Annotated in this window: 14 protein-coding genes; 13 read left to right on the top strand and 1 reads right to left on the bottom strand. The window is 41.1% G+C overall.

Annotated elements, in window-relative coordinates; all coding sequences use genetic code 11:
* Positions 1–1,548, top strand: a complete 1,548-nt coding sequence (purH, locus tag FOC72_RS10045; protein WP_002894337.1) for a bifunctional phosphoribosylaminoimidazolecarboxamide formyltransferase/IMP cyclohydrolase — start codon at positions 1–3, stop codon at positions 1,546–1,548.
* A gap of 136 nt (positions 1,549–1,684) precedes the next feature.
* On the opposite strand, the gene lytF is transcribed toward purH, so the two are convergent.
* A complete protein-coding gene (gene lytF, locus FOC72_RS10040; protein ID WP_002894339.1) occupies positions 1,685–3,634 on the bottom strand; it encodes a murein hydrolase LytF in 1,950 nt (649 codons plus the stop codon).
* Positions 3,635–4,222: 588 nt separating this feature from the next.
* Here lytF and FOC72_RS10035 point away from each other — a divergent pair.
* From FOC72_RS10035 to FOC72_RS09980, 12 genes are all read left to right on the top strand, one after another.
* The gene (locus tag FOC72_RS10035; RefSeq protein ID WP_002894340.1) at positions 4,223–5,050 is read left to right on the top strand and encodes a sce7726 family protein; all 828 of its coding nucleotides are present in this window, start codon (positions 4,223–4,225) and stop codon (positions 5,048–5,050) included.
* Positions 5,051–5,062: 12 nt separating this feature from the next.
* A complete protein-coding gene (locus tag FOC72_RS10030) occupies positions 5,063–6,007 on the top strand; it encodes a sce7725 family protein (protein ID WP_002894342.1) in 945 nt (314 codons plus the stop codon).
* Between the two features lie 3 nt (positions 6,008–6,010).
* Entirely contained in the window at positions 6,011–7,102 is a 1,092-nt protein-coding gene (locus FOC72_RS10025; protein ID WP_002894344.1) for an RES family NAD+ phosphorylase, read from the top strand.
* Positions 7,103–7,387: 285 nt separating this feature from the next.
* Entirely contained in the window at positions 7,388–8,647 is a 1,260-nt protein-coding gene (gene purD / locus FOC72_RS10020; RefSeq protein WP_002894350.1) for a phosphoribosylamine--glycine ligase, read from the top strand.
* Between the two features lie 59 nt (positions 8,648–8,706).
* Entirely contained in the window at positions 8,707–9,900 is a 1,194-nt protein-coding gene (locus FOC72_RS10015) for an ATP-grasp domain-containing protein (RefSeq protein WP_002894352.1), read from the top strand.
* Between the two features lie 19 nt (positions 9,901–9,919).
* Positions 9,920–10,408 carry a 5-(carboxyamino)imidazole ribonucleotide mutase gene (gene purE, locus FOC72_RS10010; protein ID WP_002894355.1) on the top strand — a complete coding sequence of 163 codons (489 nt, stop codon included), beginning with the start codon at positions 9,920–9,922 and terminating at the stop codon, positions 10,406–10,408.
* The gene (gene purK, locus FOC72_RS10005; protein ID WP_002894358.1) at positions 10,395–11,474 is read left to right on the top strand and encodes a 5-(carboxyamino)imidazole ribonucleotide synthase; all 1,080 of its coding nucleotides are present in this window, start codon (positions 10,395–10,397) and stop codon (positions 11,472–11,474) included. The genes purE and purK overlap by 14 nt, the downstream gene beginning before the upstream one ends.
* 147 nt (positions 11,475–11,621) lie before the next feature.
* Entirely contained in the window at positions 11,622–12,257 is a 636-nt protein-coding gene (locus FOC72_RS10000) for a YdcF family protein (RefSeq protein WP_002894360.1), read from the top strand.
* A gap of 14 nt (positions 12,258–12,271) precedes the next feature.
* Positions 12,272–12,499 (top strand): hypothetical protein, encoded by a 228-nt coding sequence (locus FOC72_RS09995; RefSeq protein WP_002894363.1) that lies wholly within the window; start codon positions 12,272–12,274, stop codon positions 12,497–12,499.
* 3 nt (positions 12,500–12,502) lie between these two features.
* Positions 12,503–13,195, top strand: a complete 693-nt coding sequence (locus FOC72_RS09990; RefSeq protein WP_002894365.1) for an aspartate/glutamate racemase family protein — start codon at positions 12,503–12,505, stop codon at positions 13,193–13,195.
* A 215-nt stretch (positions 13,196–13,410) separates the two neighbouring features.
* A complete protein-coding gene (locus tag FOC72_RS09985) occupies positions 13,411–13,638 on the top strand; it encodes a hypothetical protein (protein WP_002894370.1) in 228 nt (75 codons plus the stop codon).
* Positions 13,639–13,648: 10 nt separating this feature from the next.
* Positions 13,649–14,542: a hypothetical protein gene (locus tag FOC72_RS09980; protein WP_032914290.1), complete on the top strand. Its 894-nt coding sequence runs from the start codon at positions 13,649–13,651 to the stop codon at positions 14,540–14,542.
* The last annotated feature ends 8 nt before the right edge of the window (positions 14,543–14,550 follow it).

Here is a 14,550-nt window from a genome sequence, read left to right as displayed (position 1 = left end):
ATGACGAAAAAAGCCTTGATCAGTGTCTCAGACAAGACAGGCATTGTAGAATTCGCGAAAGAGCTAAAAGCTCTGGGCTGGGATATCATCTCAACTGGTGGTACCAAGGTGGCCCTAGACAATGAAGGAGTGGGCACCATTGCCATTGATGATGTGACTGGTTTTCCAGAGATGATGGATGGCCGTGTTAAGACTCTCCACCCAAACATTCACGGTGGTCTCTTGGCTCGTCGGGATTTGGATAGCCACTTGGAGGCGGCTAAGGACAATCAGATTGAGCTCATTGATCTGGTCGTGGTCAACCTTTATCCTTTTAAAGAAACCATTCTCAAGCCAGGTGTGGAGTATGCGGACGCGGTGGAAAATATTGACATCGGTGGCCCCTCTATGCTGCGCTCTGCGGCTAAAAATCATGCCAGCGTGACGGTTGTTGTAGATCCGGCTGATTATGCTCTTGTTCTGGAAGAGTTGGCAGCAAATGGCCAAACGACCTATGAAACGCGGCAACGCTTAGCCGCCAAGGTTTTCCGTCACACAGCAGCTTACGATGCTTTAATTGCAGACTATTTCACGGATCAGGTGGGCGAAAGCAAGCCAGAAAAACTGACTCTGACCTATGAGCTTAAGCAGCCCATGCGCTATGGGGAAAATCCTCAGCAAGATGCGGATTTCTATCAGACTGCTTTGCCACTGGACTATTCCATCGCTTCGGCCAAGCAGCTGAATGGGAAAGAGTTGTCCTTTAATAACATCCGTGATGCCGATGCGGCCATTCGCATCATTCGTGATTTCAAGGATCGGCCAACTGTTGTGGCGCTAAAACATATGAATCCTTGCGGTATTGGTCAGGCGGATGATATAGAGACAGCTTGGGACTATGCTTATGAATCTGATCCAGTTTCTATTTTTGGTGGAATTGTCGTCCTCAACCGCGAAGTAGACGCTGCGACAGCTGAGAAGATGCACGGTATTTTCCTGGAAATTATCATCGCACCGAGCTACACGGCAGAAGCGCTAGCGATTTTGACCAATAAAAAGAAAAATCTGCGGATTTTGGAGTTGGCTTTTGATGCGCAGGCAGCTTCTGGAGCAGAGAAGGAAGTGACCGGTGTTCTGGGTGGTCTCCTCGTGCAAAATCAAGATGTTATCGAGGAAAATCCAGCTGATTGGCAGGTCGTGACCAAGCGCCAGCCGAGTGAGCAGGAGCGCGTGGCTTTGGAATTTGCTTGGAAGTCCGTTAAATATGTCAAATCCAACGGAATCATCATCACCAATGACCGTCAGGTGCTGGGAGTCGGTCCCGGTCAGACTAACCGTGTGGCTTCTGTCAAGATTGCTATTGAGCAAGCCAAAGATCGCCTTGACGGTGCCGCTCTGGCTTCTGACGCCTTCTTCCCTTTTGCGGACAATATTGAAGAAATCGCAGCCGCTGGTATCAAAGCTATCATCCAGCCTGGTGGATCCGTCCGTGATGAGGAATCTATTATCGCGGCTGACAAGCATGGCTTAACCATGATTTTCACTGGCGTACGGCATTTTAGGCATTAAGAAATATAAAAAATCCTCGGGTTGAGCCGAGGATTTTTGAGTAGACTTATACTCAATGAAAATCATGAGCAAACTAAGCAGGAGCAGTCTGCTCAAAGCACTGGTTTGAAGTGGTTTTGAGGAATGCGAAAGCGACTTATTTAGGGTAGATATAGGTCAGGCGGCCCCAGTAGGAAGCAGTTGGGTCAAACCAGCCACGGAAGTTGCTGATGTACTGCTTGCCGAGATAGTTAGACTCTTGGATCTGGATGCGGGTATTGGATTCGACATGCGTGACGACACCGACATGGCCGTAGCCGCCGTCATCCCAGCAGGCGATGGCGCCAACCTCAGGCGTACTGCCGGTACGGAATCCAGCTCTTCTGGCACTAGCTGCCCATTGACCGCCGTTGCCCCAGTAATTTCCTGCCCAAGGAGCTAGAGCCTTGGCTCCCCAAGTACATTGACCGACAGGATAGGTTGTCGCATTAGCAGCGGCATAGTTAGGCTGAATATTAGCTGATTGAACGCTTGATTTTTCAACATGATAGCTAGTTCCAGTCAGGCCGATTAACTGTCCCGCTTTTCTACGATAGACATGGGTGTTAAATAGACCGCTTCCCTTGTGATTCTGAGTATCTACGGTAAACTTGTATGTTCCATTGCCGACCTTATTGGCGGTATACCATTTGATATCATCTTGCCCATTGACTTCTGACCAAGTTGGCAGAATAATATCGCCATCTCCGTAGGCGTCTGTCACTGTCACCTCATAGCGATTAGCTTCAGTTTTCCTGACTGCAACCTTGGCTTGAATTTGGTCGGTAGACATTGAGACGGCATCTGCTGCGTAGCTACGCTCACTGCCGTCCTTATAGGTGACATATACATGGTTGTTATAGGTTCCAGACAAAGCCTGATGATTACGGATATCAAAGGTTGCGCTGAAGGAGCCATCTCCGTTAGGAGTGGCTGCATACCATTTAAGATTGCTCTGATTGCTAGTGCTCCAAATTGGCACCCGAACAGATTGAATAGGTTTAGATAAGCTAGTTTCGGTAGTTTTCACGGTGTAGGTCCCTTGTTTGGGGTTGATATTTTCCACCGTAAAAAGAGGTTTCTGTTCCTCGTCCGAAGGTAATTTTCCACTGTCAACTTCAACTGTCGTTCCTGTTATACCAGTTGATTCCGGTTGAACATAGCTTTGGCCGTAAAGGTGGATATTGTAAGCCCCAGTGTCGTAGTTATGCTTTCTGAGTTCCACCCGAGCGCTGTAGCTACCATCTGGATTTTTGCTTGCTTCGTACCATTGCAGATCATCTTGCCCTTTCTTATCAGACCAAGTTGGAAGAACAATTCGATGCATGGTATCGGGTACGTTTTTGACAGTAATTTCCATAATGCCGGTCTGAGGGAAGCTGGTTTCGATTATCGGTTTCGGATTTTCAAGATGGAACGTAGTACCAGATAGGAAAATCATTTTTCCGTTTACATTTTCGTAAGTGTCAACGAAGTATCGTCCATAACCACGATGTTTGGAAAGATTAAATTCAGTTGATTCTTCTCCTGCGTCATACCACTGAAGGTCGTCGCTGCCTTTTTCTTCTGACCAGACAGCATGGACAATCTTTGAGTGAGCTTGGTCTTTGTTGCGGGAAAAGCTAATGCGCCCTGTACCTCCTGAGACGGATGCATTCGTTTTACTAGCTGGTTTATCTACATGAAAGGTAGTGGCATTTAGAGCTACCAAGCGCTCTCCTATCCGTATATAGGTATGAACATGAAACGTACCATATCCTGGATGGTTGCTTAAGTCAATGTCAGTGATGGGTGTTTGTGGTGTATCATACCATTTCAAATCATCCTGTCCGTTTTCTTCAGACCAAACAGCATGAGCAATAAGATAAGGTTCTTGTGCTTGGGAACGGGTATAACTAATAGAAGCTGTACGATCGTTCACAGTCACATCGACATTGCTGGCACGATCAGTAGGACCTAGAATTTTGACTTCAGATTCAGGCGTTTCGGTCGCATGAACTGTTGAGTGGCCTGCAAAGAGACCTAGGACAGCTCCGGATAATAAAAACAGTTTTTGATATTTCTTCATAAAACTCCTTTGTGAGAATGTTTTTGGATGGGCCCACCTGTATTATTCGGAAAACTTATTTGAGAATGATAATAAATTTGACAAGCCCTGAATATCTTTTGTCTACAATGGGTATAATCCACTCAAAAAGGAGAAAAAAACAATCCATACTGAAGAAATTTACCTATGATGTAATCTATTCAAAGAAGGTTCCAAAATAGTTAAAAGAATTATATGCTTATACACATTCTATCATTCTACTCTAGATTGATAATCACTTGCAAGGTACCAAAAATTCCCAATAATATAGAGGAGGGCTTACCACTGATTATTCAGGTAAATAATGCTATCGTGTCGGAAATTATCATATTGTTGCTAATATTCTAGACGATGAAATTGTCATGAAATTTTTGCAGTTGATTATCAAAAATCTGATTAAAGTAACTATTTGATGAGGTATGAGAATGAAAAGACGAATTATTTTAGAAATATTGATGGTTATATTTTCATGAAAATTTTGAGTGTAACCACATAAAATAGCTTAGATAGTTTCTTTAGTAAGTTGAATTATGGTATAATCTTTATAAGAAATGAGAGGAGGTAACTATAGTGAATGTTAAAACAAACTATTTATTAAATAGATTTTTTTCAAGGGCTACTATAAGTAATCTTCTTAAATATAATAAAGACGAAGTTTTTGAAAGAATATCAAAAGAAGAGACGAGTCATTTAGAAACAATCCAAAGCGTTTATCAAGAATTGTCTAAAACATATCGGAACGAATATTTTTATAAGAATACTCTTTTGAATAAACGTTTATTAGGAATACATAGCGTCAATACTACAACAGCTTTAACAGAAATACCTGTCGGTAGAGCGAAACCGGATTTTATTTTAATTAATGGGAAAGCAGTTGTATATGAAATAAAAACAGAATTAGACAATTTTGACAGGCTTGAAAATCAAATCAATGAATATTATAAAGCTTTTAACCATGTTGCCATTGTGACATACGAAAAGAACATTGAAATGGCAAAAAGAAAAATTGCTGAGATTAATAAACCTATTGGTCTATATATTCTACAAAAAAACGTAAAAATTAAAACAGTGATGGAACCCAAGGAATACAATAATGATTTAGATAGAGATGTCATTTTCAGTATTCTTCGGAAACGCGAATATGAAAGTATTATTGAGAAGCGTTTTGGTTCTTTACCTCAGGTCTCTCAATTCGATTATTACGATGTTTGTAGGCAACTAACTGAAGATATTCGACTAGAGCAATTTTATTCAGATTTTTTAATTGAACTGAAAAAAAGAAATCCAATCAATAAAGAATTGTTTGCGGCGGTCCCATATGAACTCAAGTTTTTGGTGTATTTCATGAACTTTAAACCAAAGGATTATGATGCACTTGCACAATTTTTACAAAAATAGGAGGAGCAAAGTATGTATTTTCCATACCTAAGAGGTCGGCAATATGAATTAATAGCGCTCAGAGAGTTATTAGAAAATAATAAGTTAAGCAACAATGTTATTCCAATTATTGAACCGGTAAGACTATCTCCTACACTAGTAAGTACTTTGGAGGGGTTTAAAGATAGGGGGAAGAAGTGTTCTATTGTAATGAATCCAGATGTAGGATCTTTTTTGGAGGAATATAGAGATTCTTCTAAAAGTAATCTTGCTACTCGATTGGATAGGTTGATTGACGATAATGAGAATTTTTATTATGTTTCGTTGATGAGTAAGGATTATAGTTTAGAAGATAATTTTAAGTCTATTACTGATATTGGTAAACAAATAACAGTATGTAAGAAGCCTGATGATTTACAAGGATATAACGAAAATTATAGGGGTCAAGAAACGGCGTACAATCTTATTTCAGAATCAGGAAGATTAAAAAGGGAAGTTCAGGGAAATAAAGTCAAGATTAGTGACAATTTTGTTAGATTACCAAGGAATACAGATTATTCTGATAGAGATGATGAATTTTTCTCAGTTGACCATAAAGATTTTGTATCTGATGGATATACAGGTTTTTCAGACTATTCAATAGTGGGGGCTGAATATAATGAATCCGGTTTTGCTCCATATGCAGTTGCTATTCATATTGTTTATTTTAACCAAGAAGAGGACCTTCGTATATTTCATTTTGTCTCGGATTCTAATTTAGATTATACAGATCCAGCAGGAAAATTTGGTGAAGCACTTTCTAAATTAATGTACAAAGTAAATGAAGGAAAGATTCCTGAAACTTTTGCTATTAGTGAGTTCAAAAAGCTACATTCCACAGGTTCTTACCCAGGTTTAGGGACTGTTAAGAAGTTATCCATTATGCATCACATTGAATTGGTTGGTAAATATCTTGATCAAAATAATGGAGACAGATAGTTAATGAAGTTTTGTCAAAAATGCTTTGCAGATGAAATTCTTAAATCTCAAGTAATCATAGCTGGAAGACAGTCCAGCTGTGATTCATGTAGTAATGTGAATGACTTTGTTTATGATACGCAGAAAGATAACTACTTAATTGATTATTTTAGTTCATTTATTTCTATTTTTTCTCCAATAGAAAAAATAGAAAATTTCCAACCTGGGCAAGAGACGCTATTAAAAACTGAAGTAGCAACAAATTGGAACATATTTACTACTAATGATGAGTATAAGGTTTATCAAATGCTTTCAGAAATTTGTAAAGAACTGTTTGAAGAAATTCCAAACTTGTTAAACTCACCTGTTGGAGTAGATAAAATGTATGATCCTATCTATTTACAGGAGCATTCGTTATTCAGTAAGGGTTGGGAATGTTTTGTTGAAGATATTAAATATAATAATCGTTTTCATTCTAACCAGATTAATAAAGGTATTTTAGCAAAGTATTGTGAAGCTATCCAAAAGATTTATTCAGGAGGAGAACAATTCTTTAGATGTAGAATTTCAAAAGATAGAAAACAATTTGAGTCAAAAGAAATAGGTGCACCTCCTAAAGCTAAATCTGCTGATGGAAGAGCGAATGCAAGAGGGATTGTGACGTTATATTTGGGTGATACAGAAAAAACAGCGATACATGAAACTAGAACAGGTTTATATGACCATGTCTGCATTGGGACTTTTGAATTAAAGTCTCCTATAACAGTTATTGATTTTAAAAAAATCAATGAAATTAGTCCCTTTCAAGATGGGATTATTGATGATATTGCTGAGTTGGCAATTAATAAAAAGCATCTAAAACAAATTGATTATGAGATGGGGAGAGTAATGAGAAAGTCTGATGATGTTTTAGATTATCTCCCAACTCAATATATAGCTGATTTTGTCAGATCTATAGTCTCAGAAGAATATCCTGAACAATATGCCTTTCAAGGAATTGAATTCCGTAGTGTTATGAATCCAGAAGGTTTCAATTTAGCTATATTCATACCAGAGTGCTTTGATGTAATTGATATAAAGACAAAACAAATAAGCCGTATTTCATATGAATGGTAGGTTTTCTACCTGAAAAAATTAATTATCTTTTGTTTGAGGAATTTTTGCTCTACTTCGCCCATCTTCATGATGAGGCGTTTTTGTTTTGTGAAGATTTCTGGAACCGCAATCTATTTCGTTTCCCTAAAATTCATCTTATTCTCCCTATTTTTCTCATTAAAATGGAATAAAACGAACGATTGTGATATAATTTATATAAATAATTCGTAAAAATGCGATATTTTTACGTGATGTGTTAGCTTGGTGCGTAAGCGCCTATGATATGAACATAGAGGTATCTTAGCTATGAAGCTTTTAGTTGTGGGTTCGGGCGGTCGTGAGCATGCGATTGCTAAGAAGTTATTGGAGTATCGGGATGTGGAGCAGGTTTTTGTCGCACCTGGAAATGATGGCATGGCCTTGGATGGGTTGGATTTGGTAAACATTGGAATTTCCGAACATTCAAGACTGATCGAATTTGCCAAGGAGAATGATATTGCTTGGTCCTTTATCGGTCCGGATGATGCCCTGGCAGCTGGAATTGTAGATGATTTTAACCAAGCTGGGCTCAAGGCTTTCGGTCCATCTCGTTTAGCAGCGGAGCTGGAGTGGTCCAAGGATTTTGCCAAGGAAATTATGGTCAAATACGGTGTGCCAACAGCAGCCTATGGCACATTTTCCGAATTTGAGGAAGCCAAAGCTTACATCGAAAAGCAAGGAGCGCCTATCGTGGTCAAGGCGGACGGCTTAGCTCTGGGCAAGGGCGTGGTCGTTGCGGAGACAGTGGAGCAAGCGGTCGAAGCCGCTCACGAGATGCTCTTGGATAATAAATTTGGCGACAGCGGTGCACGTGTGGTTATCGAGGAGTTTCTGGACGGCGAGGAGTTTTCCCTCTTTGCCTTTGTCAATGGCGACAGGTTCTACATTATGCCGACAGCACAAGACCACAAACGGGCCTACGATGGGGACAAGGGTCCTAACACAGGCGGTATGGGAGCCTATGCGCCAGTTCCTCACTTGCCACAAAGCGTGGTGGATCAGTCAGTTGAGACGATTATCAAGCCGGTTCTCAAAGGCATGATAGCTGAGGGGCGTCCGTATCTTGGCGTGCTCTACGCTGGGCTGATTTTGACAGCCGATGGCCCTAAGGTCATTGAGTTCAACTCGCGCTTCGGCGATCCGGAAACACAGATTATATTGCCGCGCCTGACTTCTGATTTTGCACAGAACATCACGGACATTTTGGACAAGAAGGAGCCGACTATCACTTGGCTGGATGAGGGGGTGACACTTGGAGTGGTTGTCGCCTCAGAGGGCTACCCGCTGGACTATGAGAAAGGCCTGCCTCTGCCGGAGAAGACAGACGGCGACATTATCACCTACTATGCTGGGGCTAAGTTTACGGGAAATAGCAGAGCACTGCTGTCGAATGGTGGCCGAGTGTACATGCTGGTCACCACAGCAGATACCGTCTCAGCTGCGCAGAAAAAAATCTACGACCAACTAGAAAAACAAGACACCACAGGCTTCTTCTACCGAACAGACATCGGAAGCAAGGCTTTGTAAATCAAATCTATGAAACTTTTAGCCGTGAGGCTTAAAAATAGACTTCAGGTGTTTGAAAAATGAAAAATAGGTTGCTATTTTTAGAAGGTTCAAGCTTGACCTCACGAGAAACTTCGACAGTCTTGTTGAAAGAAGGCTATAAAATTGATGTGTTATCTCCTAGAAGATTTTCCATTGCATACTTCAGTCGTCTAACCCATAGAGTTCCGATAGTTGATGTGAATCGTTTTCCTGTAGATTATCTGAGACAGGTTAGTCAGTTGCTTCATAAAACCAATTACAAGGCCATTTTGCCAACACATGAAGAAGGCTGGTTATTGGCAAATGGGAAACAATTTTTGCCTCAATCGCTACCAATCGCCCTTGCTGATAAAGAGCAGTTTAAAAAGTTGGCTGGAAAGATTGCTTTTGCTGAAACTGCGGATTTATTAGGACTTCCCACACCTAAGTGGGAGTACGTGAAAGATGTAGACTCTATCCTGCTAGACTATCCTTATTGGCTGAAAGCAGATTATGGTACTGCCGGTCGCTCGGTTTATAAGATTTCAAGTAAGAAAGATTTGGCTGAAGTGACGAGCAAATTAACAGCGAGTGATGAGGAATGGATGGTTCAGCAAGACATAGTTGGAGACTATGGTCAGGTTCAAGCAGTGTTTGATCATGGAGAATTACTCGCAGTGCATTCTAGCGTAAAAGTAGGTTCTGGCGCGGGTGGTTCAGCTGCGGCAAGATTAAGCATAGAATCTAAAAGAACGAGAGAGCATGTTGAAAAATTAGGACAATATATACAATGGCATGGTTGCCTAACCCTAGATTTTATACGTAGGGGAGACCAATTTTACTATATAGAGTGTAACCCTAGAATGGTAGAGCCTGCTAACGCCTATAAAGCAGGAGTTAATTTTCCAAAAATCATGATAGAACTAGCCAGTCACAGCTACGCTAAATCTGAGGTCATTCTTGGTCAAGCAGGCGTTGAGACGCATAGTCTGATGGCTTTGATTATTGGAACAGCTGAGAAGACGAAAAGTAGAAGAAAAATATTGCAGACAATAAAGTACTGGCTTTTAAGACGTGATAGTGAAGAAGTGTTGACACCTGTCTGGAAGGATTTGCCGAGCATTATACCTCTTGTGACAATTATACTTCGTTTATTGATAAAACCTAAGAGCGTTGAAAATCTGGTTAATCAGACTGTTCAACATTATAGTGTTGAATCAGCTACTGTAAAAAATATTGAGCAAAAGAATTAGTTTATTCAGAGGAGAAAATATGAAACCAATTATTTCCATCATCATGGGTTCCAAATCCGACTGGGCTACCATGCAAAAAACAGCTGAAGTTTTAGACCGCTTTGGTGTAGCTTACGAAAAGAAAGTCGTCTCTGCCCATCGCACACCGGATCTCATGTTTCAGCATGCCGAAGAAGCTCGCAGTCGTGGCATCAAGGTCATTATCGCAGGTGCTGGTGGTGCAGCCCATTTGCCAGGTATGGTAGCGGCCAAAACGACTCTGCCTGTCATCGGTGTACCAGTCAAATCACGCGCGCTCAGCGGTCTGGACTCTCTTTATTCGATTGTGCAGATGCCGGGCGGTGTGCCAGTTGCAACTATGGCTATTGGGGAAGCGGGAGCGACAAACGCTGCTCTGACTGCCCTGCGAATCTTGGCCATTGAAGACCAAGACCTGGCAGCAGCGCTAGCAGATTTTGCTGAAGAACAAGGAAAAATCGCTGAGGAGTCTAGCAATGAGCTCATCTAAAACAATCGGAATCATCGGTGGCGGTCAGCTGGGCCAGATGATGGCTATTTCTGCCATCTACATGGGGCACAAGGTCATTGCGCTGGATCCTGTGGCGGACTGTCCAGCCTCTCGTGTGGCTGAGGTCATTGTGGCGCCTTATAATGACGTGGACGCCCTGCGTCAGCTGGCTGAGCGTTGCGATGTCCTGACCTATGAGTTTGAAAATGTCGATGCGGACGGTTTGGATGCCGTTATCAAGGATGGTCACCTCTCTCAAGGGACGGACCTGCTCCGCATTTCTCAAAATCGGATTTTTGAAAAGGACTTTCTCGCAAACAAGGCTCAAGTTACCGTTGCACCCTACAAAGTCGTGACTTCTAGCCAAGAATTGGCAAATATTGACCTGTCCAAAAACTATGTTCTCAAGACTGCGACAGGTGGCTACGACGGACATGGTCAAAAGGTCATTCGCTCAGAAGCAGACTTGGAAGAAGCCTATGCACTAGCTGATTCAGCAGACTGCGTTTTGGAAGAATTCGTCAACTTTGATCTTGAAATTTCTGTCATCGTATCTGGAAATGGCAAGGATGTGACGGTTTTCCCAGTTCAGGAAAATATCCACCGCAACAATATCCTGTCTAAGACCATTGTGCCAGCCCGCATTTCAGAAAGTCTAGCTAACAAGGCCAAAGCCATGGCGGTGCGAATCGCAGAACAGCTCAAGCTATCTGGTACCCTCTGCGTGGAAATGTTTGCGACCGCTGATGACATCATCGTCAATGAGATTGCCCCACGCCCACACAACTCTGGCCACTACTCTATCGAAGCCTGCGACTTCTCGCAGTTTGACACCCATATTCTGGGCGTCCTTGGAGCACCATTGCCAGCTATCCACCTGCATGCGCCAGCCGTCATGCTCAACGTACTCGGCCAGCATGTGGAGGTCGCAGAGAAATATGTCACAGAAAATCCAAGCGCCCACCTCCACCTGTATGGTAAAATAGAAGCGAAGCACAACCGCAAGATGGGGCATGTGACTTTGTTTAGTGATGCGCCGGATAGCGTGATTGAGTTTGGGGAGTAAGACAGGACCCCAGTTAGAAGGTCCGTCGTCTTACCCCTGAAAGGTTGACTAGGCTTGTCGTAGCTGATAAAGTCAGCAAGAGAAGTCAGTCAACTACTGCTAGAAGGGATTGATTTTTAAGAAAACTCTGTGGAGGAAATGTTATAGATGAGACCAATTATCCCGAAAAGTCCAGAAGTTCCGAAAGAGTTCTCTGATAAAGAAATTTCCTTTTTAACTAAGAGTGTTTTCGGGAAAATAATCGAACCTCAGTCGTGTGATGTTTTGTTTGTTTTCAGTGGGACTCACCCAGGTCACTGGGAAAAAGCTATTGAAGCTTATCAAAAAGGCTATGTAAGACGAATTATTGTGACCGGCGGTCGAAGTTTGACAGGTATGCCTCATCCAGATTGGAATGGACATACAGAGGCAGAGGTTATTATTCAGCATCTGCTGGCTGCGGGCATTCCTGAAGAAGCGATTAAATCTGAAAGCTCCTCTAGCAATACTTTAGAAAACGTACTGTTTGCCAAAGAAATTTTTGATTTTAAAACTGTTGAGACCGTTATGTTCATTTACAAAAGTCACGCGACTGGTAGGCAATGGCGGACCTTGGCTCAGCACTTACCGAAGCATCTTCGCTACATTCCATATACCTTCAATGCCTTTTACAAGGATGTTGAGATTGGTCGGGACAGCTGGATGAATACAGACATTGGCAAGTCCAGAGTTTGGGGAGAATATCTGCGGCTTCTCCATTATGGAGAAAAGGGAGACATTTTAAAATTAGATGTTGAATTGTGATATAGGAGGTTTCTATGATTCAAATCATCGTCAATGCTTTTGTGGAAGAAGGCAAAGAAACTGCTGTTGTAGAAGTGCTCTTTGCCAGCGCCGACCATGAAAAAGTAAAAGCCAAATATCAGGAATTAAAGATTCAATATCCAGACAATTATCTGGCTATCTATGATTTGCCATTGGATACAGATCTAAGTAGCTTGCCACACTATCCGTCGGTAGCGATAAGCAAGGAGGAGTTTGATTAGCCTATGAAAACTATCGGTCTGATTGGTGGTATGAGTTGGGAAAGCACCACATCTTACTACCAAATTATTAATGAAACCATCAAAAAAGAGCTGGGTGGTCTGCATTCTGCTAAAATTCTGCTTTACAGTGTTGATTTTGCAGAGATTGAGCATTATCAGGCAGTCGGAGACTGGGAGAAAAGCGGTCAACTGTTGGCAGATGTTGCTCAGCGCTTAGAGCAAGCTGGTGCGGATTTCATCGTTATTTGTACCAACACCATGCACAAGGTTGCTCCGCAGATACAAGAGCAGATTACGATTCCAATCTTGCATATTGCGCAGGCAACCGCGCAGGCCTTGTTGGCTGACGGTATTCAAAAAGTCGGTCTCCTAGGGACCAAGTACACCATGACTCAAGATTTTTACAAGGAGAAATTAATAGAGTCTGGGTTAGAAGTGCTGATTCCAGACCAAGCTGGTATTACAGAGGTCAATCGGATCATTTATGACGAACTCTGCCTAGGGAATATCAAAGAAAGCTCAAAACAGGCTTATCTTACCATTATAGATGAATTGAAAAAAGCAGGCGCTGAAGCTGTTATCTTGGGTTGTACCGAGATTGGTCTCCTCGTCAAGCAATCCGACACTGACCTGCCTCTTTACGACACAACGGTGATTCATGCGGAGAAAGCAGCTGAGTGGGCGGTGAATAAATGATTATAGAAGACAAGCACAACCGAAAAATGGGGCATGTGACTTTGTTTAGTGATGTGACGGATAGTGTGGTTGAGTTTGGGGAGCAATACAGGACTCCAGTTATAAGGTCTGTCGTCTTACCCCTGCAAAGTTGACTAGGCTTGTCATAGCTGATAAAGCCAGTAAGAGAAGTCAGTCAACCACTGCTAGAAGGGATTGATTTTTAGGTGAAGCCTATGATTCAAATAATCGTAAATGCATTTGTTGAGAAGGATAAGACTGGGGCAGTTGTTGAAGTTTTGTTTGCAAGTGCAGACCATGACAAGGTACAAGCTAAATACGAAGAGCTAGTTGGTCAATATCCTGAAAATTATTTGGCGATTTATGATGTGCCAGTGGATACAGATTTGAATACACTAGAACACTACCCGTCTGTTTGGATTGGAAAAGAGGAATTTGAATAGGGAGCTTGATATGGTAGATTTTAATAGCCTTGAATATGAACGAATGATTGGTGATTTGATTCACGATATTTTTTACATTGAAAGTTCAAAAAGAGGGAAAATAAGTGGAATTAGACAGTTTTCAGAAATCTTAGTGAGAAAGATTATTAATGTTGGAAGCGATAGAAAATTAATGTTAGGGACAATTCAAAGAGATTTCAGAAACGAATTAGATAGGCTTCAAGAAAATAGGAAAGAAGATTTACTAAAGATAATTGAAAGAATACGTCCATTAGGAAATGATGGGACACATACTCAACATACAGAAGATTTTTCTGATGATAATCTTAATCAGGTAAAAGATGGATTATTTGATTTATATGCTTATCTCTTTATTGATTATTTTTTAAAATATCCTATTGAATTGTTATCCTCTCCAGGAGTTTTATCTGATTTTTCATTATTGCCACCAATTATACGTTTTAAAACCTTTAAATATTTTTATGATAAAGATGCAAATTTACAAATTGCTAATCGGTATTGTCTTTCCATTATAAAGACATATGGGAAAAAACAAGCTCTTGAGTGGTTGAAGTTAGAGGAGTCTAAATTGTTATCCATTCCGTACCCTACAAATGAAGAAATTAAGGAATATTATATAGAGACAGGATTAATGGTTTCGCCAAACAAAATTTTAGTTAATCTACAGTTAGGAAATTACAATAATGTTTATGATTTATTAATTGATAAAATTGAGGATGATAGAACTTCAATCAATGAATCAGGAAAAATGTATTCACAATTTGAAGAGGCTAAGAAGTATTATATTAAAAATAGAAGTATGAATTCAAATAAGGAATTAAATGATTTACACGAAATCATGGATTTTGTATATTTAGGCCGAAAAGAAAATAACCCTTACTAGATACGAAA

Source organism: Streptococcus sanguinis (genome assembly GCF_013343115.1).
Taxonomy (GTDB): Bacteria; Bacillota; Bacilli; order Lactobacillales; family Streptococcaceae; genus Streptococcus; species Streptococcus sanguinis_H.
This window is presented reverse-complemented; position numbering and strand designations above follow the sequence as displayed.

Coding starts and splice junctions, on each gene's coding strand:
- purH (WP_002894337.1), top strand. CDS start 1: ATGACGAAAAAAGCCTTGATCAGTGTCTCAGACAAGACAGGCATTGTA.
- lytF (WP_002894339.1), bottom strand. CDS start 3,634: ATGAAGAAATATCAAAAACTGTTTTTATTATCCGGAGCTGTCCTAGGT.
- FOC72_RS10030 (WP_002894342.1), top strand. CDS start 5,063: ATGTATTTTCCATACCTAAGAGGTCGGCAATATGAATTAATAGCGCTC.
- FOC72_RS10025 (WP_002894344.1), top strand. CDS start 6,011: ATGAAGTTTTGTCAAAAATGCTTTGCAGATGAAATTCTTAAATCTCAA.
- purD (WP_002894350.1), top strand. CDS start 7,388: ATGAAGCTTTTAGTTGTGGGTTCGGGCGGTCGTGAGCATGCGATTGCT.
- FOC72_RS10015 (WP_002894352.1), top strand. CDS start 8,707: ATGAAAAATAGGTTGCTATTTTTAGAAGGTTCAAGCTTGACCTCACGA.
- purE (WP_002894355.1), top strand. CDS start 9,920: ATGAAACCAATTATTTCCATCATCATGGGTTCCAAATCCGACTGGGCT.
- purK (WP_002894358.1), top strand. CDS start 10,395: ATGAGCTCATCTAAAACAATCGGAATCATCGGTGGCGGTCAGCTGGGC.
- FOC72_RS10000 (WP_002894360.1), top strand. CDS start 11,622: ATGAGACCAATTATCCCGAAAAGTCCAGAAGTTCCGAAAGAGTTCTCT.
- FOC72_RS09995 (WP_002894363.1), top strand. CDS start 12,272: ATGATTCAAATCATCGTCAATGCTTTTGTGGAAGAAGGCAAAGAAACT.
- FOC72_RS09990 (WP_002894365.1), top strand. CDS start 12,503: ATGAAAACTATCGGTCTGATTGGTGGTATGAGTTGGGAAAGCACCACA.
- FOC72_RS09985 (WP_002894370.1), top strand. CDS start 13,411: ATGATTCAAATAATCGTAAATGCATTTGTTGAGAAGGATAAGACTGGG.
- FOC72_RS09980 (WP_032914290.1), top strand. CDS start 13,649: ATGGTAGATTTTAATAGCCTTGAATATGAACGAATGATTGGTGATTTG.